We start from the raw sequence: 24,669 nt of genomic DNA, 5'->3' as shown, positions 1-24,669 counted from the left end.
CTGGGGTTCGTCGCGACTTCTAGAGGACTCCACTCTCAAGCGCCAGCGCGATCGCGTCCCTGCCTTGACGTCGCCTCGTTGAGCACTTACCCGGCGCAACAGCCCGGCTCCGCCCGGTGCCTCAGCGGCGCGAGGGCGCGCCGCATGCCGTTGAAGGAATGTCGGGATGTGCGGCATTGCAGGCTATCTGACGTTGGACCGCGAGCCTGCGGCCGTCGCCTTGGTGCGTCGCATGACCGATGCGATCGCCCATCGCGGCCCGGATGGCGACGGCTTCTGGGTCGAGGGACCGGTCGCCTTCGGCCATCGGCGCCTGGCGATCATCGACCTCTCCGATGGTGGTCGCCAACCGATGCAGACCCCGGACGGACGCTTCACCATCACCTATAATGGCGAGATCTATAATTACGCCGAGCTGAAGGCGCAGCTGCGCGCGCTCGGCCACAACTTCCGTTCGACGAGCGACACCGAAGTGTTGCTGCATGCGATCGCGCAATGGGGCCTCGCCGGAGCCCTGCCGCGCCTCAACGGCATGTTCGCCTTCGCGCTCTGGGATTCGCAGACCCGCGAGCTGACGCTTGCACGTGACCGTTTCGGCGTGAAATCGCTCTATTGGAAGACGACCGGCAAGACCTTGCTCTTCGGGTCCGAAGTCAAGGCGATCCTCGCTCATCCGACGGCGCGAACGGCGCTCGATGTGGATGCGCTGAGCGAGTATCTGGTCTTCCAGAACTTTCACACCGATCGGACGCTCTTCGCCGGCGTGCGCATGCTGCCGCCGGGCTCGTTCATGACGATTCGTGCCGGGGACGGACGCGTCGGGCAGCCGCAACGTTATTATCGGATGCGCTTCCAGGAGCCGGCCGTGGCTCCTTCGGAGGCCGAGGCGGTCGCGCAGATCGAGTATCTCTTCAAGCAGGCCGTCAGCCGTCAGCTGGTCGCGGATGTCGAGCTCGGCGCCTATCTCTCGGGAGGCATCGACTCAGGTGCGATCACGGCGATCGCCGCCGGCGAACTCGGCCATCTGCGCACCTTCACCTGCGGCTTCGACCTGTCGTCGGCCTCCGGCCTTGAAGTCTATTTCGACGAACGGCGCGATGCCGAGATGATGTCGGCGCGCTTGCACACCGAGCATTACGAGATGGTGCTCAAGGCCGGCGACATGGAACGCATTATCCCGAAGCTGGTCTGGCATCTCGAGGAGCCCCGGGTCGGCCAATGCTACCCGAACTTCTACATTGCCGGGCTCGCTTCGAAGTTCAACAAGGTCGTGCTCGGCGGCACCGGAGGCGATGAACTCTTCGGCGGCTACCCCTGGCGCTATCTCGCGGCCTTCGGCGCCGACAGCGACGCCGTGATGGAGAATACCTTCGCCAACTGGCAGCGTCTCTTCCCGCATGCCGGGCGCGCGACCTATTTTGCGCCGATGCTGTCGGAACTGACCGGCCCGGACGCCCGTGAGATCTTCGAGAGCGTGATGGAGCGGCCAGCCGCCGATGCCAGCGCCGAAGACCGGATGAACGCCGTGCTGACCTATGAGGCCAACACTTTCCTGCTCGGCCTGCTGACCATGGAAGACAAGGTCTCGATGGCGCACGGGCTGGAAAGCCGCGTGCCCTTCCTCGACAACGACCTCGCCGATTTCGCGACGAGCCTGCCGCTGCGCTACAAATTCGGCCTACCGACCACGAATGGATCGGGCAATGGCGGCGATATCCGGCGCAGCAGCGACGGCAAGCGCCTGCTGCGCCAGGCCGTCGCCGATCTGGTACCTCCGGAGGTGATGGCCCGCGAGAAGCAGGGCTTCTCGGCTCCGGACGCCGGCTGGTTCAAGGGCCAGAGCATCGACTATGTGAAGTCGCGCATCGGCACGAAACGCGCCCGCATCTACAACTTCGTCGATTACGACACGACCAACCTGCTGCTGCAGGAGCATTTCTGTGGCAGCCGCAACAACCGCCTGCTGATCTGGTCGCTGATCTATCTCGAGCAGGCGCTGGAGACCTGGAACCTGGCCTGAGGCCTCGGCGCCGGTCTATCGCGGCGTGCCTCGCTCCCGAGTTCAGCCGACTTCGTAGGCAAGGAAGCTGTTGGAGTAGCCGACCGAGGCGATATCGAAGCGCTCGATCAGGCGGAAATGCTGTTGGAGGAGCTGGGGGAACCAGTTCTCGCCGGGATGGAACAGGTGGTAGGCGTCGAGCGGGTCCATCGCCGCGCTATAGGGCTCGTAGGGACGGGTGTTCTCGAATACCCCGGTCCAGACCAGGAAGCGCCCGCCCGGCGTCAGCACGCGCTTGATCTCGTCGAAGGTGACGTCGAGCAGATAGACATGGTCGATCGAGGTCGCCGAGATCACCGTGTCGAAGCTCCGATCGGGCCAGGGCAGGAATTCGGCGGCGCTGAGCGAGAAGGCGAAAGGATGGGGCTCATAGGGCTGTAGCGGATCGATCGCGCCCAGCTTGTCGTCGGTGACGCCGTCCAGATAGGTCGGCTTCGCCAGCGGGCCGACACCGAGATCGAGCATCCTGCCCCGACCGTGAATCTGGATGAACGTGCCGAAATCCGCGGCGTAGGCATGGGCTGCGGTCGAGAGACTGTCGGGAAGACGCTTCTCATATTCGCGCCGGCCGGCCTCGAAGCAGCGTAGCCAGGCGTCGAAATTGCGCGGCGCGCGGCGACGCAGCTCGGCCATCTGCGCATCCCAGTCCGCCGCTGCCGGCGCGACGACGGAAGGACCTTCATCGCGCGCGCCGGTCAGCAGGCGGGCCCGCATCGCAGCCGCACCGCGTCGTTCCAGCCAGGCCAGGCGTGAGCTGGCTTCCGCCATCTCACGCAGATAGGCCAGCGTATGCGTGACGCCGTGCAGGGCGACTTCGAGCCCGTTCAGAGCATTCGCCGCGCCGATCTGGCCGCTGTTGAGCGCATTGGCCTGCACGGTCAGCATGTTGAGCGTATTGGCGGTGTCCGTGCCGCCTTGCAGCAGCCGCTCGACCTGGCTCGACAGGCGGGCGATCTCCTCGCGGATGGCGCTGAGCTCGTATCTGACGTCGGTCATGGATGTGTCCGCCTGGTCACGAGCTCAGGCCGGCAGGGTCGCGCCGCTCGGCGCGTTCCGACCGGATATGCTCGGCAATGCGATCGAAATAGGGGCCTTCGAGCACCGTGATGATGCGGCTCTCGAGTTCGCCAAGACGAATGTTCAGCAGGTTGGTGCGGGCCGCGTCGGGGGCCGACATGGCTTCGGCGCTGGCGCTGTCCGGCTCGAGCAGGCGCACACGCTCCTCGAGTAGGCGCAGGCGCTGTTCGAGCAGGCGCGGCGTCTTGGCCTGGCTCATCTGCGCACCGGTTTGCTCGGATTGCCGCATGTCCTCGCCGAGGATCTCGTTCAGACGCCGTTCCGTCGTCGCCAGGCGCTGATCGAGCGTCGAAAGCCGCTCCGTCGTGGCGGCGGTGAAATCCTGAAGCACCATGTTGGCGATGTAGCGGCGCAGCGAGGTCAAGATCGACGGCTTCAACGCAAATGCCTTCCGATTTCTGCTCCGGGCGCCGGGCGCGGCCACGAGGCGTGCCTTGTGCTGTGCGGCCGGCGGGATGTCAATTCGCGGCGCTCCGTGCCGGGGCCGGGCTGGCGAGTTCGTCCATGATTGTAGTGAAAACCCGCTCCTGGATCTCGACGATGCGGCGCCCCGAATGGCAGCGGTCGACCCAGTCCCATGAGCGCTTGCCGATCCCGGCCTCGTCGTCGGGATCCTCGATGATGCGCAGCATCGCCTCGGTCACGCTGGTGACGTCGTGACCATCCAGGAAGGGCGGCTGCTCGCCGAAGGCGAGGCGGTTTGCGACGCCGTCATCGCGCGTCAGCACGCGGCAGCCGAGCGCCAGAGCCTCGAAACTCACCCCTGAAAGCGAAGGCAGGAGGAACTGGTCGATGACGGCGTGACAGTCGAGATAATGCTCCCAGAGCTGGTGCTTCGGCAGCGGCTGCACCCAGACGAAATGCTCGCCGACATCGAGCTCGTCGATCAGGGCCTTGGTCGCGGCGACATCGACGCCCCATTCGACGAAGATGGTCCGGAAATTGGTGATGCCGCGCTGCTTCAGCTCGTGCGCGGCATGCACGACGAAGTGGTTGTTCTTCATCATGATCGGCACCTTCGGGAGCCAGTCCTGTCGGGCGGGCGCGAAGAAGGTGACGATCTGCGAGCGCTGACGCCCGTGCCGTTCGGCGAAGGCGCGCAGCGGCCGCTCGTCGAAGGCGTGGGGCAGCGGGTGCAGGCGCTGCGGCTCGATCGGCAGCTGCCGCTTCTGCGTGAGATAGTCGTTGTTGGTGATGAAGACGGCTCGTGCGCCCGGATAGGCTCCGGCGATCAGGCGGCCGAGGCTGCTGTCCTCATAGGGGATGTCGCGCAGGGTGCCATGCTCATAGGCGACATAGGGCGCCTCATTGGCGAGGAAAGGCAGGACGGCGTCAGGGCCATAGGCCATGACGAGATCATATTGCCGCATCAGCCAGCGCCAGCCCTTGAGATGGGCGGAGAATTTTTCGGCGTCCCCCGGAGCGGCATTCGCTGGCCATGAGCCATCGGCGCTGCGTCCCTCGTCGAGTTCGATTCCGGCGGCGCAGAGCACCTGGCCGGCCGGCAGGCCGGCGAGCATGCCGGCCACGGCTGCGTCCAGCTGACCGATCGCCTCGAGCCAGGCCCGGTCGAGCGGCAGCGACAGGCTGGCAATGGCCTGATCGTCGGCGACCCTGCGCAGTCCCTGGCGCACCAGGCTGTCGAACTGCTCGAACATGCGCCCCTGCATCAGCTCACGGCGATCGGTCGGCGTCAGCGGCGTCCGCGCGACAGCCTCCTGGAAACGGGCCTCGCTCCAGGGCTGCTGGGCGCCCAGCGTGTCGCCGCCGACCACGACCTTGAAACGGGCATAGCGCAGGCAGGCCCAGGCGATCTCCGCGAGTCGGCGCTCGCCGGCCACGACATGGCGCAGATAGGTGATGACGCGGCTTTGCGGGCCATGTGCGAACCAGCGGGGCACGGTCGGGCACTGCTCGCCGAGCCGCCAGAAATTGGGAAACAGCGGATCGCCGATCAGGGAGCGGTCGACGCCGGCGTCGAGCTCCTGCCATTCGCAGCAACAGGCGAAATGGTAATAATCATAGAATGCGACATGGCATTCATGCCCCTGCTCGCGCAGCAGCTTGGCATTTGAATAGGCGTTGTTGGCGATGTTGCCGATATGAAGGATACGCAACGGTCGCATCAAGATACTAGAGCCTTTGGGGTGGCGACGAACATCGCTTTACCTCGTCGCCGATGTAAGACAGATCATTGCACTCTGTTCGGCGGTCGAAGCCAGCCGCCTACGACCGATGGTGCCACTGCACAGCAGGGTAGAAGACGGCGCCGCTCGGGTAGCCGGAGCGCAGCACCGTCAACGAATAGCGGCGGTGGTGATACTCGTAGAACTCCGAAAGCCCGGGGGCGTTCGGCAAAAGGCCGAGCGACAGCGAATAATCGCCTGCCATGAGCTCGAAAGCGGGAAACACCGCTTCAATCACGCCGGTTCGCCCAGCCTTGCTGCGGAATGGCGCTTTCGTATAGTCGCGCAGCTCCTCGTCGCGGGCGGGGTTGACGGTAGAGAGCTGGGCGGCCAGCAGCATATCCGGCCGCCGCTCGATGCCGATCGCCAACCCGAGTGTTTCGTCAAGCTTCTCGGGGTGTTCGCAACTGTAATGGACGCGGATCGTCAGCGGATCGCGGCAGTGCAGGGCGCCTGCAGCACGGCCTCCCTTGGTCAGGAACTCGACCTTGTCGATAACGACCGGGCCGCGCCTGAAAATGTCATCATGCAATACCGATAACCCAACGACATCGGAGCGCTCCAGACCAGGGCTATAAGCGCTTTTAGCGGGCACCACAGGCACCCGCAGGCTCCCGGTCACGGTGAGGTCGGAGGTCTCGGCTGAACTGCTTTCCGTCAGCGATTCGAGGCTTTCGACACCATCCGGAATCTCAGCCGCAATCTCTTGCGCGGTTGGAAACGGCAGGGTGATAGCGCGCCCGGCCCCGCCGGAAATGCGCTCATGCACGGCGTAGTCGTAATGCCGGCACACTTCGATCGCATCACCGATCTCGCGCACGCTGCCGCTCTCGATCCATATGGCTCGGCTGCACAGGGTCGCGACTTGGCTGGTGGAATGGCTAACGAAGAGGACCGTTGCTCCGCCTTCACAGATCTCGCGAATCCGGCGTCCACATTTCACGACGAAATAGGAGTCACCGGCTGCCAGTGCCTCGTCGATGATCAGGATTTCGGGCTCGACACTGATCGCCGTAGCGAAGGTCAGACGAGCCTGCATGCCGCTCGAATAGGTCTTGAACGGCTTATCGATAACGTCCCCAAGCTCTGAGAACTCTACGATCCAATCGAATTTCCGCTCCATCTCATCGCGGCTCATGCCAAGGCACATGCCTCCGAGAAAGACGTTGTCGCGGCCGGAATATTCGGGATGGAAGCCTGTACCCAGTTCAAGGATCGCCGAGACACGCCCATTGACGGAAAGCGAGCCGGACGTCGGAGTCAAAGTACCCGCGATCATCTTGAGCAAGGTACTCTTGCCCGCGCCGTTAGGGCCGATCACGCCGACGCATTCCCCCTTCAGCATGTCGAAGCTGACATCGGCAAGCGCATGGTGAAGCGCGTGTTTTGTCCGGCCAGTGAAGATCTCGGCCAGGAGATCTGCAGGTTTTGGATAAATCTTGTAGGTCTTGGAGAGGCCCTTCGCGCTTATCGCGATATCGCTGGAGCGGCTCACAGCACGTCTCCGAAATTCGCGCGCGTTCGCTCGAAAAAGCGCCAGCCGAACCACAGTGCCAGCGGCGCAAGCACCCCGAGGATCAGCCATGAAGACGGGTGGCGGAACGACTGAAAGAAGAAGATGTCCTGAAGGCACCAGATTGCATGCGACAACGGATTGACCCAGAGCACGATCTCGAAGGCAGCCGGCAGACTTCCCGGAAGATAGATCACCGGCAGCAGGAAGATGCCAAAGGCTGTAAAGAACTGCACGAGGTCACGCGTGTCGCGCACAAACACGGTCATCGCCGAGAGAAAGAGAGTCAGGCCGGTGAGAAGAACTCCCTGTGCGACCACGACGTAAATCACCAGAGGCAGGAGAGGGGAAATCATCCCGAACCGAAGGAGGGAATAAATAGTTACGCCTGCCAAGCCGATCAAAAGCGGGAGTTGCGCCGCGACTACAGATCGAATCGGGAGGAGCTCCAGCGGAAATACGACTTGTTTCACCAGATTGCTCGCGGCGACAAGCGAGCTTGTCGCTTTGCCGAGAGCCGACTGGATAGTGAGCCAGCACGCCAGGCCCGATAGCATGAACACGGCAAAATCGGGCTCGCTCGGCAGATCTCCGCCGACACGGGCAGTAAATACATAGCCGAAGACGAACAAGTAGAGGCAGATGAGCAGGAGCGGATGCAACACCGCCCAAGCTCGTGCCAGCATGGAGCCGGCGTAAGCTTCACTGAGGTCACGAGACACCAGCTCGCGCAACAGCTCGCGGTGTCGCCAGAGCCGCGCGAAGAGTGTCGGAAGCCCGGCGTTCTCGCCGCCAAGGTCGCGCCGGCTTGCCTGGTCGCTCATGACGCCGGGCTCACGCCGCCGCGGCGCGGCGGGCTTCGACCTCGCTCTTATGGGCGGCGCGCCACTCGATCAGCCGGCGCAGTCCGTCGTCGAGGTCGATCTCGGCGGTGAAGCCGATCTCGGCGGCCGCCTTCTTGGGCGAGCCGATGCGGTTGCGTACCAGCGTGGCCTGGCTGCGCGGGGCATAGTTGATCGGCTGGTTGCAGCCGGTGAGGTTCACCAGCTTCTCGGCGATCTCGCGCAGCGAGGTACGGGTGCCGGTGCCGACATTGTAGAAGCTGGCGCTGGTATCGGCGCGCATCGCGCAGAGATTGGCCTTGGCGCAATCCTCGACCGCGACGAAGTCGAAGGCCTCCGAGCCGTCGCCCATGATCGTCGGCCCCTCGCCGCGGTCGATCGCGTCGAGCATCTTCATGATCACCGCGATATAGGCGCCCTTATAGTCCTGGCGCGGGCCATAGACGTTCATATAGCGCAGGCCGACCGCCTCGAGGCCGTAGCGGTGGCAATAGGCGGTCAGCATCGCCTCGCCGGCGATCTTGGTGGCGCCGTAGAAATTGCGGTTGTTGAACGGATGTTCCTCGGTCATCGGCTCTTCGATGGCGTCGCCATAGACCGAGGCCGAGGAGGAATAGACCAGCCGCCGGACATTCTGCTTCACGCAGGCTTCGAGCACGTTGAAGGTGCCCTCGACATTGGTCTTGAAGGCCGAGCGCGGGTAGTCATGGCATTGCAGCAACCAGAGGGCGGCGAAATGGAAGACGCCGTCGGCGCCTTTCAGTGCCGATTCCAGGATGTCGACCTGGGTGATGTCGCCGCCGACATCGTAGATCGTGACGCGCGGATCGCGCAGGGCCGTGGCTAGGTTCTCCTCCCGGCCGCGTACGAAATTGTCATAGATGACGATCTCGCCGACATCCTCGCGAATGAGGCGGTCGACCGTGTGAGAGCCGATCAAGCCGGCTCCGCCGATGACCACGACGCGTTTATCCTGAAATTCCATGACCGCTGCCCGTTTCCTTGCCGAACCGTCACGCAGCGGGCGGAAGCCCGCTGCGGCCACGACATGCTGTCACTTTTTCATCTGGGAGCGGTAGTATTCGGCTGTCAGGGGGATGCCTTCCTCGAGGTCGACCTTGGCCTCGAAGTCGATCTGAGTGCGGGCCCAGTTGGTGTCGGGGACGCGCAGCTCGATATCGGCATAGTCCTTCCAGGTGAACTCGATCTTGGAGGAGGAGCCGAGCAGGCGGATGACCGTGCTGGCCAGGCCGTAGATCGTGGTCACGGCGCGCGGATTGCCGATGTTGAAGGCCTTGCCCGGCGCATTGGGGTGCTCGATCGCCGCCATCACGCCGGCGACCATGTCGTTGACATAGCACCAGGCGCGGATCTGCGTGCCCGAGCCGTGGATCTGGATCGGCTCGTTGCGGATCGCCCGCTTGATGAAGGTCGAGAGCGCACCCTCGCCGACCTGGCCGGGGCCGTAGACGTTGAACGGGCGCAGCGCCACCGTCGGCAGCTTGTGCTGGGCCCAATAGGCCAGGGTGAGATGCTCGGTCGCCAGCTTCGAGACCGCATAGCCCCAGCGCGCCTCGCCGACCGCCCCGATCACCGCCGAGGAGGTCTCGTTCGAGCCATAGGCATGCGAGCCGAAAATCTCGCTGGTCGAGAAGGTCACCACCCGCTCGATGTCGTCGCCGACCGCCAGCGCCCCGCGCAGCGCATAGACCGTGCCCAGCGTGTTGATCTCCAGCGTCGAGACCGGCTTCTGGCGCACCGTGTCGATGCCCGCCACCGCGGCGCAATGCACCAGATGGGTCGGACGGAATTCCTTGATCGCCGCCGCCAGCGTCGCCTCGTCGGTCACGTCGCCGCGATAGGTCTTGATGCGCTTGACATTGTCGCCGAGCACCGTGCTCGCCGCATCGCGCGCATAATTGTCATAGGTCGCGATCTCGTTGCGGTCCATGAGCAGACCGGCAAGGTTCGAGCCGATGAAGCCGGCTCCGCCGGTGATGAAAACCCGCTTGTTCTCAAGCATGCACTGCGCCTTCGGAACATGGTGGGGCCGCTCTCGACCCGGACGATCACAGCCCGCCCGCGCCGTAGGCCTCAACGGCCCAGCCTGAGCGACCTCGCAAGGCGCAGGCTGTTAGCAGAGCAGCAACAACATGCCAAGTGACCATCCCAAGACAGGACGCACCGGCCGCTCGCGCCCGTCATGACCCGCGCCCGCTGGATCGCCGGCCCGGGCGCCCTACAGGCCGACGCCGACACGCTCGCCCCAGAGCCCGAGATTCACGATCCGCCAGAGCGTGAAGTCCAGCCCCCGCTCGCCATCGAGCATCGAGCGCGCAAGCCGGCGCACCCCCGCGGCGTTCAGCAAGCCGGGATAGCGCGCCAGCGTCTTCTCGATGCCGTCCTCGACCTGTCCGCGCAGCGGTCCACGGAACCAGATCTCCTCCGGAGTCGCGAAGCCGAGCTTGTCGCGGCGCTCCCTGACGCTTTCGGGCAGGACCCCGGCCATGCCGCGGCGCAGTACGCGCTTGGTGTCGCCGCCGACGATCTTGTGATCATTGCCGAGCGCCAGCGAGAACTCGACCAGGGGATGATCGAGGAACGGTACCCGCGCCTCGATCGAATGGGCCATGGAATTGCGGTCCTCCCAATGCAGCAGCATCGGCAGATTCGAGGCATAGGTCATCGTCAGGCACAGGCTGCGCAGATCGGCGACCGGCGGCAGGCCGAGCTCGTCGCCGGCGAGCTCGAGCGCCGTGCGCGGATTGCCATGCTCGCGCAGGATATCGGTGCCGAGCCAGTCATGCTGGGTCAGCGCGCGATGCTGACGCCGCAACGCTCCCGCGAGCCCCTGCGGCAGCAGCGGCACGAGATGGTTGCGGATCTGCTGGTAGATCGAGGTGCCGTGATAGCGGTTGCGCTCGACGATGGTGCGCAGGAGCTGGCCGAATCGGCGCTGGCGCGTCAGCGCAGCCATGTAATAGGAGAAGCCGCCGTGATAGCCGGCGAGCTGCTCGTCGGCCCCCTGCCCGTCCAGCATCACCTTGACGCCGACGCGGCGGGCCTCCTCGAACACGCACCATTGCGCGAAGATCGAGGTCGAGCCGAAAGGCTCGTCCTGATGCCAGGTGATGTCCGAGGCACGCTGGAAGACGTCCTCGGCCTTCGGAAAGACGAAATGCGGCTGCGTATGCGCATGCGCGACGACCGCATCCATGAACGGCTTCTCGTCGACGCTCTTCTCGGCATAGCAGGCCGAGACGGTGTTGACCTGCGAGCCGCCGGCATTCGAGCCCATCTGGCCCGACATCAGGCAGACGATCGCCGAGGAATCGAGCCCTCCGGACAGGCAGGAGCCGACCGGGACATCGGAGCGCAGATGCAGCCGCACCGAATCGCTCAGGAGCTCGCGGAAACGCTCGGCCGCCTCGGCTTCGGAGATCGAGATCTCGCCGGCCTCGGCGGGGTACCAGCGCCGCGTCGACAGCTCGAGCGGCCCCGGGCGAGCGGCATCGAGGCTGGCGCATTCGCCGCCACGGAGCTGGATCACCCCCTCGAACATCGTCTCGGCGGTGTGGTCGGCCATGCCGGAGGCGAGGAAATCGTGGACGCGCGCGACATTCATCCGCCCGCTGAGCCCGGGCAGGCCGAGCAGCTGCTTGATTTCCGAGGCGAAGGCGGCGCCGCGCGGCGTGGTGACGAGATAGAGCGGCTTGATGCCATAGCGGTCGCGCGCGGCGAAAAGCCTCTTGTCGCGCCGGTCCCAGATCACGAAGGCGAACATGCCGCGCAGGCGGGTCAGGGCCGCCTCGCCCCACAGCATATAGGCGCGCAGCAGCACTTCGGAATCGGAATCGCTGACGAAGACCTCGCCCTTGGCCCGCATCTCCTCGCGCAATTCGAGATAGTTGTAGATCTCGCCGTTGAAAACCAGGTGATACCGCCCGGAGGCGTCGCTCATCGGCTGCAGGCCGGCGTCCGAGACGTCGATGATCGCCAGCCGCCTGTGGCCCAGTGCCACCGGCCCGCCCGGGCTCTCATAGGTCTGCCAGCCGCGGCCGTCCGGGCCGCGATGCGCGACGATATCGATGCGCGCCGGATCGGGCTCGAAGCCGATTGAAGCAAACAAACCGCACACAGGCGAGGCCTCTCGCTGCGAAAAGGAGGCCCCTCTTATCCGAGCGCAGACCGGGGTGGAAGACTATTGGCCTTGCCGGCCCCTGCCTTGCGACCGCAGCACCGGCAGGAGCTGCGACCGGAATGACGAAGGCGGCCCGACCGCTCCCTCCCTCAATCCAGTTCGAAGGCTTCCTTGTAGTCGAGCTTCAGCGCCGGGTCCTGATCCTCCTTGCGCAGGATGCAGTTGCCGACGACCAGGAGCTCGATCTCCGAGCCCATGAAGCAGCGGAAGGCGTCGGTCGCATTGCAGACGATCGGCTCGCCGCGGACATTGAAGGAGGTGTTGACCACCACCGGGCAGCCGGTCAGCGCCTTGAAGCGCGAGATCAGCCGGTGATAGCGTGGATTGGTCGCTTCATGAACGGTCTGGATCCGGGCCGAATAGTCGACATGGGTGACGGCCGGAATGCTCGAGCGCGGCACGTTCAGCTTGTCGATGCCGAACAGCACCTTCTCCTCTGCCGTCATCTCGCGACGCAGTTCCTCGCGCACATCGGCAACCAGCAGCATATAGGGCGAATCGCCGTCGAGATCGAACCAGTCGGCGACATCCTCGCGCAGCACCGAAGGCGCGAAAGGCCGGAAGCTCTCGCGGTATTTCACCTTGAGATTCAGCGTCTTCTGCATCGCCGGTGAGCGCGGATCGCCGAGGATCGAGCGGCCGCCGAGCGCGCGCGGGCCGAACTCCATACGCCCCTGCATCCAGCCGACCGCCTTGCCATCGGCGAGACCCTGCGCCGTCGCCTCGATCAGCGCGGCATCATCCAGGACCGCGAATTTCGCTCCGGCGGCCGTCAGCTCGGCCTCGATCTCGGCCTGGCTGAAGCTCGGGCCGAGATAGCTGCCGCGCATGGCATCGCCGGTTTCCGGCACCTCGCGCGGCTTGCCGTGGAAGAGATGGTAGCCTGCCAGCGCCGCCCCGAGCGCGCCGCCGGCATCGCCCGCCGCCGGCTGGATCCACAAGCCCTCGAAAATGCCCTCGCGCAGCAGCTTGCCATTGGCGACGCAGTTCAACGCGACACCACCGGCGAGGCAGAGATTCTTCATGCCGGTCTCGGCCCGCACCGAACGGGCGAGCCTGAGCACGATCTCCTCGGTCACCGCCTGGATCGAGGCCGCCATGTCCATGTGAAACTGGGTCAGCAACTGCTCCGGCCCACGCACCGGCTCGCCGAACAGCGCGGCGAACTTGTCGTTGGTCATGGTCAGGCCGACGCCGTAGTTGAAGTAGCTCTGGTCGAGATGGAAGCTGCCGTCTTCCTTGAGGTCGACCAGCTTCTCCAGCATCAGCTGGGCGAAGCGCGGCTCGCCATAGGGGGCGAGCCCCATCACCTTGTACTCGCCGGAATTGACCTTGAAGCCGATATAATAGGTCACGGCGGAGTAGAGCAGCCCGAGCGAATGCGGGAAATGCAGCTCCTTATGGACCTTGAGGTCCTTCCCCTTGCCGATGGCGAGCGTCATCGTCGCCCATTCGCCGACCCCGTCCATGGTCAGGATCGCCGCTTCCTCGAAGGGCGAGGGATAGAAGGCCGAGGCGGCGTGCGAGAGGTGATGCTCGGTGAAGAGCAGCTTCCCGACATCGAAGCCGGGACTGAGCTTCTTCAGCTCCTTGGCGATGATCTGCTTCTGGAACAGCTTTTCGCGCAGCCAGAGCGGCATCGCCATCTTGAACGACTGGAAGCCGCGCGGCGCGAAGGAGAGATAGGTCTCGAGCAGGCGCTCGAACTTGATGAAGGGCTTGTCGTAGAAGACGACGGCGTCGAGCTGATCGAGCCCGCAACCGGCGACCGAGAGGCAGTACTCGACCGCATGTTTCGGGAACTCGGCGTCGTGCTTCTTGCGCGTGAAGCGCTCCTCCTGCGCCGCCGCCTCGATCCGCCCGTCGACGACCAGCGCCGCCGCGCTGTCGTGATAGAGCCCCGATATCCCCAGAACGCGCATGCGCTTGCGGCTCAGAACAGCGTGTAGATGAAGGGCGCGATCGCGCTGCCCTTGGTCAGGAACAGCAGGCCGCCGAGCAGCACGCACATCAAGAGGATCGGCGCCAGCCAGAACTTCTTTCGCGCCGCCATGAAGCGGAAGAACTCGCGCAGGAACGACATCGGTTATTCCCTGTCAGAACTGGTCTTTCATCGAGACCGGCTCCGGTCCCGGCGGATCGCGGACGACCCAGTAGCTCTTCGCCTGCGGCTGAGACTTGAGCTTGAGAAAATCCTTGCCGACCAGCCGGGCGACCAGCGCCGTCGGCGTGAAGACGAGGAAGAACAGGATGCCGAGCACGATCGGGTTGATGATCGCAGCCAGCAGCAGGCCGAACTTCATCCAGAGCCTGTTCAGCGGCGCAAGCACCGCCGGCCGGATCAGCGCGACGGCGAGGAAGCCGGCGGCGACGAGCGCGAGCCAGGGCCAGGCCCGGCCATGGTGCCAGGCGTTGTAGAGGCCGATCAGCGCGAAGACGGCCGCGAAGACGAGGCCGAAGGAGCGATCGCTCGATCCCTCACCATCGTCATGGCCGGCCCCGGCCCCGAATTCGTGATGCACGCCCTTCGCCAAGCCGCCGCTCCTGTCCAGGCGGCATCCTCTAGGCGATTAAGGGGCGAAGGTCGAGGGCAAGCGGGCGCGAGCTCTGCCGTCATGGTCGGGCTTGTCCCGACCATCCACGTCTTCCTTCCTAAGATGTCGAGTTCAAGCCGTGGATGCTCGCCACGAGGGCGAGCATGACGCCAGCGCCTCAGCTCAGCATCCGCGTATCGCCGCAGACCGAGATCTCCTGTCCGGAAATCGTCTTGGCGAAGGGCGAGGCGAGGAAGACGATCTGCTTGGCGATGTCGTTGGGATCGACGAACTGCTTGATCGAGACACCGGCGAAGAGCCGCCCGGTCATCTCCTCATGCGAGACGTTGAGCGAGCGCGCCTTGTTGGCGATCACGCTCTGGATGCGTGGCCCGTCGACGAGGCCGGGGCAGATCGCGTTGGCGCGGATGCCGAACTCGCCGAGCTCGGCCGAGAGCGCCTTGGTGAAGCCGATCACGCCCCATTTCGCCGCCGCATAGGGCGAGCGCAGCGGGAAGCCGTGCTTGCCAGCCTGGCTCGAGAGGTTGACGATCGAGGCGTTCTTCGACTGCTTGAGGTGCTCCACGGCGAGCCGCGTGCAGTTGAACTGGCCGGTCAGGTCGATGGCGACGCAGGAATCCCAGTCCTCGGGCGCGATCTCGTCGACACGACCGGTCGGCCCGGCGATGCCGGCATTGTTGACGAGGCAATCGAGCCCGCCGAGCGCGATCAGGGCCTCGTCGAACAGCCGCGCCACTGCCTTGCGGTCGGAAACATCGCAGACCGAGCGCGTGATCGCAGGATCGCTTTGCGCCATCGCGGCCAGCGCCTTCTCGTCGACATCGCAGATATGGACCCTCGCCCCTTCCGCCGCGAAAGCCCGCGCCGTCGCGCGGCCGATACCATTGGCGCCGGCCGTCACCAGCACGCGCAGGCCCTTGATCGTCAGATCCATCGTTTCCGTCCCTTTGCCTTTTGTCGTTTGCCGGCCATTGCCGGTCGTGATTGCGATCCTTGCCGGCCCTATCCCTCGGCCAGCCTTCCCGTGCCCTCGATATGGTCCGCGGCCTGCTGGATATCCTCGGCCAGCGCCTCGCGCGCCGCCGCCGTGTCGCGTTCGCGCAGCGCGACGACGAGCGCCGCGTGCATCAGGACGGCGCTGCCGCGGTCGAGCCGGCGCGCCTCGGCGCGCATGTCGAGATTGAGGATCGGGCCCGCCTTGAGCCAGAGCCGCTCGATCGTCTCTACCAGGAGAGGCATCCCGGCCGCCTCGTAGAGCGCAAAATGCAGGTTTCGATTCGCTGCGACCGCTCCCGCCAGATCTGGTGGGTCGGCGCTCGCCGCCTGCCGGAACGCGTCTTCATGGCTGGCGATCACGGCGATCTGGTCGGGCGTCGCGATCTTCGTCGCCTCCTCGGCGGCGAAGCCCTCGACGACGAGACGCACCCGGGTCAGCTCGCGGAACTGCGCCAGTGTCAGCACCGGCACCCGCACGGCCCGGCCCGGCAGGACCTCGAGAGCCTTGTCGGCGACGAGCCGGTTCACCGCCTCGCGCACCGGCATCATCGAGACCCCGAGCGCTTCGGCGACGCGGCGAAGCGAGAGCTTTTCGCCGGGCGCCAACCGTCCGGAAATGAGCAGCGCGCGCAGTTCCTCCGTGACCCGCTCTCCCAATGTCTCGCGGGCGAGCGAACCGATTTCATCCAGGGCAGCGCCCTCCGGCGCTGCGGGGGCAGCGGCAGCGGCATCCAGCTCGGACGACCGGCGGGAGGACTGGACAGGGACCGTCATGTCTGCCAACCTAACTGTGATCACAGATCACGACAAGCGGCACAAAGACCGCAAACGAGACGAACGACATCGAAGCCCCGACGCCAAGAGGCGCGGAATGCGTTCTGGGAGGAACCAAATGTCAGATCAAAAGAAAACCGGCCTTTCGCGCCGCCAGGCGCTGGCCGGGCTCGGCGTGACCGCGACGGGGCTGATCGCCAGCCCCTCGATCATCCTGGCGCAGACGCCGGACGCGATCCGCTTCGGACACCTGACGCCGCGCACCGGCTTCCTTGGCCCGCTCGGCGAATACGGCGTCATGGCGGCCGACCTCGCCGCCGAGGAAATCAATGCCGCCGGCGGCATCATGGGCCGCAAACTCGAACTGCTGAAGGAAGACTCGGTCAATCCCCAGACCGCCTCGACCAAGGCCGAGCGCATGGTCGAGCGCGACAAGGTCGCCTGTATCATCGGCGAGATTTCCTCCGCCTCGGCGCTGACCATCGCGCAGGTCGCCGGCCGGACCAAGACGCTCTTCGTCAACACCGGCGCCAATTCGGACGCGCTGCGCGGCGAGAACTGCAACCGCTACATGTTCCATGTCGAGCATCAGAACTCGATGTATGTGAAGAGCTGCGGCCGGGCGCTGATGGAGCAGGGTCTGGTCAAGGGCAAGAAATGGTTCTCGCTCACCGCCGACTACGCCTTCGGTCATGACCTGCTCAAGGTCGCCAAACGCTTCATGGAGGCCAATGGCGGCCAGTTCGCCGCCGACAAGCTGGTGCCGACCGACGCGACCGACTTCTCCGCCCTGCTGCTCGAGATCCGGGCCGCCAAGCCCGACATGGTGATCTCGAACCTCGCCGGCAACCAGATCACCAACTTCCTCAAGCAGTATTCCGAATTCGGCCTGACCTTCCCGGTCGCCGGCTTCGGTTTCGACACCGCCCTCGCCTGGGCTGCCGGCAAGGACAATTTCGGCGGCATCTGGCCCTGCGTCTGGCACCATCTCATCGAGACCCCCGGCACCAAGACCTTCGTCGCCGCCTTCACCAAGAAGTACGGCAAGCCCCCGGAGAACCAAGCCTGGGGCGACTACATGGCCGTGAAGATGATGGCCCAGTCGATGAACGAGCTGAAGAGCGCCGAGACCGCCAAGATTCTCGAACATCTCGAGAAGGGCGCCAAGTTCGACGTTCTGAAGACGCGCGAGGGCTATTTCCGCGCCTCCGACCATCAGCTGATCAGCGAGATGTACGCGATCACCGCGCTGCCCGCCGCCAAGGTCAAGAACCAGTGGGACCTCTTCACCTCCTCGCCGCCGATCCCCGGCCCGAACGAGAGCATGGAGGTCATCGCAACCCAGGGCGACGAAGCCGTCTGCAAGATGAGCTGAGGGTTCTCCTGAACGCTCCTCGTCATCCTGGACAAGCGGCGAAGCCGCGCAGCTCCGGGATCCATCGCAGGGCTCGTCACGCTTTACGATGGATCCCGGGACGCCCTCCGGGCGCCCAGGATGACGACGCGTTTCCTCACCTTACATTTTGAACGCCCCTATCCCGCAAAGGCATTCCCTTGCTCACCCTTTTCATCCAGCAGGTGCTGAACGGGCTGCTCGACGGGGTCTACTACCTCCTGATCGCGCTCGGCCTGTCGCTGATCTTCTCGCTCGGCGGCATCGTCAACCTGGCGCATGGCGCCTTCTATGCGATCGGCGCCTATCTCACGATCGTGCTCGCGCCCCATCTCGGCTTCGGCGGCGCGATCATCGCCTCGCCGGTGCTCGTCGCTTTGCTCGGCATCGTCATCGAGCGCGGGCTGTTCCAGCGCTTCTACAGAGCCGATCCCATTCTCTCGCTGCTGCTCACCTTCGGCCTCGCCATGGTCGCCGAGCAGTCGCTGCGCATGATCTTCGGCGCGCCACCGCTTTCCTTCTCGATCCCGCCGGAGCTGCGCGGCCAGATCTTCATCGGCGACTTCATCTATTCGCGCTACCGCGCCTTGCTGCTGCTGATCGCGGCGGCCTGCGTGCTCGGCCTCTGGTTCCTGCTGCAGCGCACCGCCTTCGGGCGCGTCGTGCGCGCCGGCGTCCAGAACCCCGACATGGTCGGTGCGCTCGGCATCTCCCTGCAGCCCTACATGATGACGATCGCCGGCATCGGCATCGGCCTTGCCGGCCTCGCCGGCGTGCTCCTGGCGCCGATCTACTCGATCCATCCCGCCATGGGCCAGGAGATCATCACCCCGGCCTTCGTCGTCGTCGTCATCGGCGGGCTCGGCTCCTTCTGGGGCGTCGTCGTCGCGGCCATCATGGTCGGCCTCGTCAAGGGCATCACCATCGGCCTCGGCTTCACGCAATGGTCGACCGCGGTGATCTATCTGATGATGCTGCTCGTCCTCCTCTTCCGTCCGCGCGGCCTGTTCGGCGAGCGCATCCAGCGCTTCGAGTGAGGCCGCGATGAACCCGACCGCACGCGACTACCTCCCGCTCGCCATCGCCGCCATCGGCCTGGCCGCCCTGCCCTCGCTGATGCATGCGATCGGGCTCGGCACCACTTCGGCGACCGAGATCGTCGTCTTCGCCATCGCCTGCATGGCGCTGAACATCCTGGTCGGCACCACCGGCCTGGTCTCCTTCGGCCATGGCGCCTGGTTCGGGCTCGCTGCCTATGCGGCGGGACTGATCCAGCGCAACTGGCTGCCCGGCCAGTTCGTGCTGCCGATCCTGCTGGCGCTCGTCTTCGTCGGGCTCGTCGCCGTCGGCTTCGGCGCGCTGATCCTGCGTCGCAGGGGTGTCTATTTCTCGCTGCTGACGCTGGCACTGACCGCGATGGTCTATTCGGTCGCCTTCCGCTGGACCAGCGTGACCGGCGGCGAGGACGGATTAGGCGGCATCAAGCGCCCGCTCTTCGCCGGCATCGATTTCGAGACCGCCCTGCCCTTCTACATGCTGGTCGCGACGATCGGTTTTGGTGTGGTCTACTGCCTCTGGCGCTTCCATCGCTCGCCCGTTGGTACCGTCCTGGTCGCGATCCGCGAGAACGAGCAGCGCGCCCGCTTCCTCGGCTACGCCACCACCCGCTACAAGCTCGTCGCCTTCACGCTTTCGGCGATGCTGACCGGGCTCGCCGGCACGCTCCTCCTCTTCAACAACCGCATGACCTCGGCCGAGCCGATCTCGGTCGCCTTCTCCGGCGAATTGCTGGCGATGGTCGTGATCGGCGGCATGCGCTCCTTTCTCGGGCCGGCGCTCGGCGCGCTCTTCTTCGTCGTCTTCCGCGACTATCTCTCCAGCGTCACCGAGAACTGGCTGTTCTGGTTCGGCCTGCTCTTCGTCGCCTTCATCGTCTTCTCGCCGGACGGGCTCATCGGCGTCGGCCAGCGCCTGCTCAAGCCCTTCCGCAAGGTCCCGGCCGAGGATGCCGCAATGTCGGCGCGCAAGGCCGGCGCGGTCGAGCTGCCGGTCTTCATGAAGCCGGCCGATGCCGGCGACGGCACGATCCTCGCCGCGAAAGGCCTCGCCAAGAGCTTCGGCGGCATCAAGGCGGTCGAGAATGTCGACATCACCATGCGCGACCGCAAGCTGCATGCGCTGATCGGCCCGAACGGCGCCGGCAAAACCACCGCCTTCAACCTGATCTCCGGCCTGTTCCCGCCGGATCGCGGCGAGGTCCGCCTGCGCCAGCGCGACATTGCCGGGCTCTCGCCGGAGGCGATCACGCAAGCCGGCATCGGCCGCGCCTTCCAGATCACCAACCTGTTCCCGACGCTCTCCGTCGCCGAGAACGTTCGCCTCGCCGTGCAGGCGCGGGCTCCGGAACGCTTCGGCTTCTGGCGCGCGGCCGGTGCGCTGGAAAAGATCAACGACGAGTCCCGCCAGGTCATCTCGACCATGGGGCTTTCCGGCATCGAGACGGCGGAAGCGGGCTCGCTGAGCTATGGCGGCCAGCGCCTGCTCGACATGTCGCTGGCATTGGCGACGAGCCCGCGCGTGCTTCTGCTCGACGAGCCGCTCGCCGGCCTCGCCGCGGCCGAGCGCGAGCGCGTCGGCAACCTCATCAAGTCGATCTCGCGCGACCTGCCGGTGCTGCTGGTCGAGCACGACATCGACCGCGTTTTCGCGATCGCCGACCATGTCACGGTGATGAACGAGGGGTCCGTCCTGGTCGACGGCACGGTCGAGGATGCTCGCTCCTCCCCCAAGGTGCAGGAGGTCTATATCGGCTCCGGTGCCCATGCGCTCGCCGAGAAGCCACGCGAGAGCGCCGCCGGCTCCAAGGTCCTGCTGGGGCTCAATGAGGTCGACACCTTCTACGGCAAGAGCCACATCCTGCGGCAGGTCTCGCTCGACGTGCACGAGAACGAGATCGTCGCTTTGCTCGGGCGCAACGGCGCCGGCAAGTCGACCCTGCTCAAGACGATCACCGGCATCGCTCCGCCGGCCCAGGGCGCGATCATGCTGGCCGGCAGCGACATCGCCAGGCTGCCGCCTGCCCGGATCGCGCGCGCCGGCATCGCCTATGTCCCGCAGGGGCGCGGCCTCTTCGCCGGCATGAGCGTCAAGGACAATATGGAGCTCGGCCGCCTCAAGCGCCTGACCGGCAATGGCGTACGCTGGGAGGACGAGAAGATCTTCTCCTTCTTCCCGCGCATTCGGGAACGCTGGCATTCGCCGGCGGACTACCTCTCCGGCGGCGAACAGCAGATGGTGGCGGTGGCCCGGGCCCTGTCCGGCGACACCAGGGTGCTGCTGCTCGACGAGCCTTTCGAGGGCCTGGCGCCCGCCGTCGTCGAGGAGCTGTTCGAGGCCTTCGACAAGCTGCGCCGGGAGATCGCCATCGTGATCGTCGACCACCATCTCGATCTCGCGCTCGCGCTCTCCGACCGCACCGTCGTGCTCGAACGCGGCCAGGTCACCCATACCGGTCCCTCGCGGGCGCTGAGCCAGGACCTCGCGCTACGCCGGCAGGTGCTGTGGCTGTGATGAACCGCCCGAGAGACGACAGAGGCGCGGGGAACCCTCTCCTGGAAGGAGAGGGCAGGGTGAGGCGCAGGCGGTTCGACCCATTGCGCGAGCGCTCGCCGCACGGCCATGTTCAAGCCAACGACTTCTCTCCCGCACACCTCACCCCTGCCCCTCTCCTTCCAGGAGAGGGGTTCCCCGCGTCCGACCACACCAATCGAGACACTGCCTTATGACCAAGATCGCCATCGTCGGCTCGGGCCTGATCGGCCGTGCCTGGGCCACCGTCTTCGCCAGCCATGGCTTCGAGGTCGCGCTCTATGATCTGAAGCAGGAGGCCGCTCAGGCGGCGCGCGCCCATATCGGCACCAATCTCGAGGAACTCGCCGGCCACGGGCTGGTCGACGATCCCAAGGCGGCGCTGGCCCGCATCCGTGTCGCCGCCGATCTCGCCGATGCGCTGAAGGACATCGTTCTCGCCCAGGAGAACGGTCCCGAAACGATCGAGGCGAAGCGCGAGCTGTTCGCGGAGATGGACCGGCTCGCGCCGGCGGGCGCCATCCTCGCTTCCTCGACCTCGTTCATCATGGCCTCAGCCTTTTCCGACGCGCTGCCGGGACGCTCCCGCTGCCTCGTCGCCCATCCGGTCAACCCGCCGCATCTGGTGCCGATCGTCGAGCTCGCCCCGGCGCCCTGGACCGATCCGGCTGTCGTCGCCGAGGCCAAGCGGATCTACGAGCAGGCTGGCCAGGTGCCGATCACCCTGCGCAAGGAGAAGGCCGGCTTCGTGCTCAACCGTCTCCAGGCCGTGCTGCTCGCCGAAGCCTTCCGCCTTGTCGGCGAAGGCGTCGCCAGTGCCGAGGATGTCGACAAGACGATCCGTGACGGGCTCGGTCTGCGCTGGTCCTTCATGGGCCCGTTCGAAACGATCGAACTCAACGCGCCAGGCGGCATTCCCGATTACTGCGCCCGCTATTCCGAGTCGCTCGACCGCATGGTCAAATCCTCGGAAGGGCTCGGCAACCCATTCAAGCCGGAGACGGTCGCCGAAGTCATGCGCGAATGGCGCGGCGCGCAGGAGGCAGAGCGCGTCAAGCGCCTGAGCGACTGGCGCGACAGCCGCCTCGCCGCGCTGCAGGCGCACAAGCGCGCCTCGCAGCACAAGCCGGACTGAATTCAAGACCAATCAGCCTCGAAGGACGTATCGCATGGCGAAGAACCGCAAAGTCATCATCACCTGCGCCGTCACCGGCGCGATCCATACGCCATCCATGTCGCCCTATCTGCCGGTGACGCCCGATGAGATCATCGACGCCGCCGTCGGCGCGGCCGAGGCCGGCGCGGCGCTCGTCCATGTCCATGCCCGCAATCCGAAGACCGGCCAGCCCGACCAGTCGCCCGAGGCCTTCGAGCCCTTCCTCAAGGTGATCAAGCAGCGCTCGAACTGCGTCATCAACATCACCACCGGCGGCGCGCCGACCATGCTGGTCGAGGAACGCCTGAAGCCCTGCGCCCATTTCAAGCCCGAGGTCGCCTCGCTCAACATGGGCTCGATGAATTTCGGTCTCTACCCGATGCTGAACCGTTTCAAGGAGTTCAAGCACGACTGGGAGCGCCCCTATCTCGAAGGCTCGGACGACCGCGTCTTCAAGAACACCTTCAAGGACATCGCCAACATCCTGACGACCTGCGCCGAGAACGGCACGCGCTTCGAGATCGAGTGCTACGATATCGGCCATCTCTACACGCTGGCGCATTTCGTCGACCGCGGGCTGGTCAAGCCGCCCTTCTTCGTCCAGTCGGTCTTCGGCCTCCTCGGCGGCATCGGCCCGCATCCGGAAGACGTCATGCACATGAAGCGCACGGCCGACCGGCTCTTCGGCGACGACTATCACTGGTCGGTGCTCGGCGCCGGCCGTCACCAGCTGCCGATCGCGGCGATGGCGGTGGCGATGGGCGGAAACCTGCGCGTCGGCCTGGAAGACTCGCTCTGGCTCGGTCCCGGCCAGCTCGCCAAGTCGAACGCCGATCAGGTCCGCGCCGCCCGCCAGATCGTCGAGGGACTCGGCCTCGAGATCGCCACTCCGGACGATGCCCGCGAGCAGCTCCAGCTCAAGGGCGCCGACAAGGTCAATTTCTAGCGCCTGCCGGCTTTCCGCACACCCGTTCCGTCATCCCGGACAAGCCGCGCCAGCGGCGCAGCTCCGGGATGACGGCCTGATTCCGAACGAGAGCGGCGCGCTTCAGCGCCCCGCCACCAGCGTGAAGAAGTCGGGCGGCCCCATCTGGCCGCCCTTCAGCACCATCTCGATCCCGTCGAGCCGTGGATCGTCGCTATGGGCGAGGCAGAGCGGCGCGCCCGGCACCAGGGCTGCGCGATGCGACAGCCCCCAGATGTCGAGCATGCGCACGGCCAGCGTCGAGGTATCGCCGCCGGCCACCACCAACCGCCCGATCGCAGCCTCGGCCACGATGGCGCGCAAGAGTTCGCCCGTCGCTTTCGCGACGCTGGCGGTATCGCCCGGCGCGCCGGCAGGCCGGTCGGTGACCAGCATGACATTACCTTCCCCGAGCAACCGCCGCGCCTCGTTGCGCAGCGCCGCCGCATAGCCCCGCTCCCCGAGCAGGCGGGCGGGATCGACGGCGATCCGGGCATAGCCCGAAGCGGCCTCGACCTGAGCTCGGGTCACCGGCGAGAGGCTGCCGACCAAAGCCAGCACCGGCCCCGCTGGCTTCGGCGTCGCCGCGGCCCTCGCCTCCCCTGAACGGCCGAGCAACGGCGTCCCCGCCAGCGCCTGCGCGACCGAGCTCGGGCCGACGACGAGCATGGGAGCAAGCGCCGCACGGGCGGCGATCGCCCGGCCAGCCACGGCGAGGTCCTCGATGCGCGCAATGTCGAAGAGCAGCGAGCCGGTGCTCTCGGCGAGACGCGCAGCGAGGCCATCGGGATCGCCATAGCTGCGATAATCGACCAGCCCGACTGCGCCGAGCCCCTGCGCGGCGAGATGCAGGCGCAAATCCGCCTCGCCCATCGGCGTCGCCGGATGGACGCTCATCGTCGGATGGCGGTCGATCCGGTGCACGGTGCCGCCGGTGCCGGCCGCGGCGAACAGGTTCCCGAACAGGCAGTAGCGGCCGAGATTGGGCTGACCGCCGATGATCGGCAGGAGGGTATTGGTGAAATGCGGCTGCAGCGCCCGCACCGCCGCGCCGATGCTGCCGAGATGCGGCGCGCTGTCGAAGGTCGAGCAGCATTTGTAATGCAGCAGACCGATGCCGAGCCCGGCAAAGAAGCCGCCGGCCGGGTCGAGTTCGGCCGCCATCGCCTCGGGAGCCATCGCCCGCGTCGCGCCGGCAATGCCGAGCGCGTCGAGATCACCCGTACGGGCCAGTTGCTCTGAGGTCGGAATCCGGAGGAAGAGCAGCGCCTTCCGCCCGCCCTCGGCGAGCACCGAGAGCGTATCGGTCGAGCCGGTGAAATCGTCGCCATACCAGGCGTAGCGGGGCGCGGCGTCGGCCATGAC

General features: G+C 65.8%; 20 protein-coding genes. 6 read left to right on the top strand and 14 right to left on the bottom strand.

From position 1 onward, the window contains the following. Nucleotides 1–166: 166 nt before the first annotated feature. The gene (gene asnB, locus AC3RCC_RS08490; RefSeq protein WP_492258157.1) at nucleotides 167–2,020 is read left to right on the top strand and encodes an asparagine synthase (glutamine-hydrolyzing); all 1,854 of its coding nucleotides are present in this window, start codon (nucleotides 167–169) and stop codon (nucleotides 2,018–2,020) included. A 42-nt stretch (nucleotides 2,021–2,062) separates the two neighbouring features. On the opposite strand, the gene AC3RCC_RS08485 is transcribed toward asnB (AC3RCC_RS08490), so the two are convergent. The 13 genes from AC3RCC_RS08485 to AC3RCC_RS08425 form a co-directional block, all read right to left on the bottom strand. Then, on the bottom strand, nucleotides 2,063–3,055 hold the full coding sequence (locus AC3RCC_RS08485) for a methyltransferase domain-containing protein (RefSeq protein WP_492258156.1): 993 nt from the start codon (nucleotides 3,053–3,055) through the stop codon (nucleotides 2,063–2,065). Nucleotides 3,056–3,071: 16 nt separating this feature from the next. Continuing rightward, complete coding sequence (locus tag AC3RCC_RS08480) at nucleotides 3,072–3,560, bottom strand: hypothetical protein (protein ID WP_492258155.1); 489 nt, start codon at nucleotides 3,558–3,560, stop codon at nucleotides 3,072–3,074. Nucleotides 3,561–3,594: 34 nt separating this feature from the next. Then, nucleotides 3,595–5,253, bottom strand: a complete 1,659-nt coding sequence (locus AC3RCC_RS08475; protein ID WP_492258154.1) for a glycosyltransferase — start codon at nucleotides 5,251–5,253, stop codon at nucleotides 3,595–3,597. Nucleotides 5,254–5,362: 109 nt separating this feature from the next. Beyond that, nucleotides 5,363–6,817, bottom strand: coding sequence for an ABC transporter ATP-binding protein (locus AC3RCC_RS08470; RefSeq protein ID WP_492258153.1), 1,455 nt, complete (start codon nucleotides 6,815–6,817; stop codon nucleotides 5,363–5,365). Further along, nucleotides 6,814–7,659, bottom strand: a complete 846-nt coding sequence (locus tag AC3RCC_RS08465) for an ABC transporter permease (protein WP_291640233.1) — start codon at nucleotides 7,657–7,659, stop codon at nucleotides 6,814–6,816. The genes AC3RCC_RS08470 and AC3RCC_RS08465 overlap by 4 nt, the downstream gene beginning before the upstream one ends. A 10-nt stretch (nucleotides 7,660–7,669) precedes the next feature. Continuing rightward, nucleotides 7,670–8,662, bottom strand: a complete 993-nt coding sequence (locus AC3RCC_RS08460; protein WP_492258152.1) for an NAD-dependent epimerase/dehydratase family protein — start codon at nucleotides 8,660–8,662, stop codon at nucleotides 7,670–7,672. A gap of 69 nt (nucleotides 8,663–8,731) precedes the next feature. Continuing rightward, a complete protein-coding gene (locus tag AC3RCC_RS08455; protein ID WP_452120066.1) occupies nucleotides 8,732–9,700 on the bottom strand; it encodes an NAD-dependent epimerase/dehydratase family protein in 969 nt (322 codons plus the stop codon). 216 nt (nucleotides 9,701–9,916) lie between these two features. Next, complete coding sequence (gene asnB, locus AC3RCC_RS08450; RefSeq protein WP_492258151.1) at nucleotides 9,917–11,806, bottom strand: asparagine synthase (glutamine-hydrolyzing); 1,890 nt, start codon at nucleotides 11,804–11,806, stop codon at nucleotides 9,917–9,919. 161 nt (nucleotides 11,807–11,967) lie between these two features. Continuing rightward, nucleotides 11,968–13,800, bottom strand: a complete 1,833-nt coding sequence (locus AC3RCC_RS08445; RefSeq protein WP_492258150.1) for a carbamoyltransferase family protein — start codon at nucleotides 13,798–13,800, stop codon at nucleotides 11,968–11,970. An 11-nt stretch (nucleotides 13,801–13,811) separates the two neighbouring features. After that, nucleotides 13,812–13,961, bottom strand: a complete 150-nt coding sequence (locus AC3RCC_RS08440) for a DUF5989 family protein (protein WP_184231721.1) — start codon at nucleotides 13,959–13,961, stop codon at nucleotides 13,812–13,814. Between the two features lie 13 nt (nucleotides 13,962–13,974). Further along, nucleotides 13,975–14,412 (bottom strand): SxtJ family membrane protein, encoded by a 438-nt coding sequence (locus tag AC3RCC_RS08435; RefSeq protein WP_291637085.1) that lies wholly within the window; start codon nucleotides 14,410–14,412, stop codon nucleotides 13,975–13,977. A 178-nt stretch (nucleotides 14,413–14,590) separates the two neighbouring features. Continuing rightward, entirely contained in the window at nucleotides 14,591–15,367 is a 777-nt protein-coding gene (locus AC3RCC_RS08430) for an SDR family oxidoreductase (RefSeq protein WP_291637087.1), read from the bottom strand. A gap of 68 nt (nucleotides 15,368–15,435) precedes the next feature. Beyond that, complete coding sequence (locus tag AC3RCC_RS08425) at nucleotides 15,436–16,203, bottom strand: GntR family transcriptional regulator (protein WP_291649456.1); 768 nt, start codon at nucleotides 16,201–16,203, stop codon at nucleotides 15,436–15,438. Nucleotides 16,204–16,321: 118 nt separating this feature from the next. Here AC3RCC_RS08425 and AC3RCC_RS08420 point away from each other — a divergent pair, with 118 nt between their 5' ends. The 5 genes from AC3RCC_RS08420 to kce all read left to right on the top strand — a co-directional run bounded on the left by AC3RCC_RS08420 (nucleotide 16,322) and on the right by kce (nucleotide 23,286). After that, nucleotides 16,322–17,578 carry an ABC transporter substrate-binding protein gene (locus tag AC3RCC_RS08420; RefSeq protein WP_291637091.1) on the top strand — a complete coding sequence of 419 codons (1,257 nt, stop codon included), beginning with the start codon at nucleotides 16,322–16,324 and terminating at the stop codon, nucleotides 17,576–17,578. Between the two features lie 173 nt (nucleotides 17,579–17,751). After that, the gene (locus AC3RCC_RS08415; protein WP_291637176.1) at nucleotides 17,752–18,633 is read left to right on the top strand and encodes a branched-chain amino acid ABC transporter permease; all 882 of its coding nucleotides are present in this window, start codon (nucleotides 17,752–17,754) and stop codon (nucleotides 18,631–18,633) included. A gap of 7 nt (nucleotides 18,634–18,640) precedes the next feature. Next, nucleotides 18,641–21,166: a branched-chain amino acid ABC transporter ATP-binding protein/permease gene (locus AC3RCC_RS08410; RefSeq protein ID WP_492258149.1), complete on the top strand. Its 2,526-nt coding sequence runs from the start codon at nucleotides 18,641–18,643 to the stop codon at nucleotides 21,164–21,166. A 211-nt stretch (nucleotides 21,167–21,377) separates the two neighbouring features. Further along, a complete protein-coding gene (locus AC3RCC_RS08405; RefSeq protein ID WP_492258148.1) occupies nucleotides 21,378–22,319 on the top strand; it encodes a 3-hydroxyacyl-CoA dehydrogenase in 942 nt (313 codons plus the stop codon). Nucleotides 22,320–22,353: 34 nt separating this feature from the next. Further along, nucleotides 22,354–23,286 carry a 3,5-dioxohexanoate:acetyl-CoA acetone transferase gene (kce, locus tag AC3RCC_RS08400; protein ID WP_291649462.1) on the top strand — a complete coding sequence of 311 codons (933 nt, stop codon included), beginning with the start codon at nucleotides 22,354–22,356 and terminating at the stop codon, nucleotides 23,284–23,286. A gap of 102 nt (nucleotides 23,287–23,388) precedes the next feature. On the opposite strand, the gene AC3RCC_RS08395 is transcribed toward kce, so the two are convergent. Beyond that, on the bottom strand, nucleotides 23,389–24,666 hold the full coding sequence (locus tag AC3RCC_RS08395; protein ID WP_492258147.1) for a four-carbon acid sugar kinase family protein: 1,278 nt from the start codon (nucleotides 24,664–24,666) through the stop codon (nucleotides 23,389–23,391). Nucleotides 24,667–24,669: the final 3 nt, after the last annotated feature.

It is taken from the genome of Allobosea sp. GW823-FHT01F03, assembly GCF_058798075.1.
Note: the sequence above shows the minus strand (reverse complement) of the source record. Positions and strands in the feature narration are given on the sequence as shown.

Coding starts and splice junctions, on each gene's coding strand:
- AC3RCC_RS08395 (WP_492258147.1), bottom strand. CDS start 24,666: ATGGCCGACGCCGCGCCCCGCTACGCCTGGTATGGCGACGATTTCACC.
- kce (WP_291649462.1), top strand. CDS start 22,354: ATGGCGAAGAACCGCAAAGTCATCATCACCTGCGCCGTCACCGGCGCG.
- AC3RCC_RS08445 (WP_492258150.1), bottom strand. CDS start 13,800: ATGCGCGTTCTGGGGATATCGGGGCTCTATCACGACAGCGCGGCGGCG.
- AC3RCC_RS08465 (WP_291640233.1), bottom strand. CDS start 7,659: ATGAGCGACCAGGCAAGCCGGCGCGACCTTGGCGGCGAGAACGCCGGG.
- AC3RCC_RS08485 (WP_492258156.1), bottom strand. CDS start 3,055: ATGACCGACGTCAGATACGAGCTCAGCGCCATCCGCGAGGAGATCGCC.
- AC3RCC_RS08420 (WP_291637091.1), top strand. CDS start 16,322: ATGTCAGATCAAAAGAAAACCGGCCTTTCGCGCCGCCAGGCGCTGGCC.
- AC3RCC_RS08460 (WP_492258152.1), bottom strand. CDS start 8,662: ATGGAATTTCAGGATAAACGCGTCGTGGTCATCGGCGGAGCCGGCTTG.
- AC3RCC_RS08430 (WP_291637087.1), bottom strand. CDS start 15,367: ATGGATCTGACGATCAAGGGCCTGCGCGTGCTGGTGACGGCCGGCGCC.
- AC3RCC_RS08425 (WP_291649456.1), bottom strand. CDS start 16,203: ATGACGGTCCCTGTCCAGTCCTCCCGCCGGTCGTCCGAGCTGGATGCC.
- asnB (WP_492258157.1), top strand. CDS start 167: ATGTGCGGCATTGCAGGCTATCTGACGTTGGACCGCGAGCCTGCGGCC.
- AC3RCC_RS08455 (WP_452120066.1), bottom strand. CDS start 9,700: ATGCTTGAGAACAAGCGGGTTTTCATCACCGGCGGAGCCGGCTTCATC.
- AC3RCC_RS08410 (WP_492258149.1), top strand. CDS start 18,641: ATGAACCCGACCGCACGCGACTACCTCCCGCTCGCCATCGCCGCCATC.
- AC3RCC_RS08405 (WP_492258148.1), top strand. CDS start 21,378: ATGACCAAGATCGCCATCGTCGGCTCGGGCCTGATCGGCCGTGCCTGG.
- AC3RCC_RS08440 (WP_184231721.1), bottom strand. CDS start 13,961: ATGTCGTTCCTGCGCGAGTTCTTCCGCTTCATGGCGGCGCGAAAGAAG.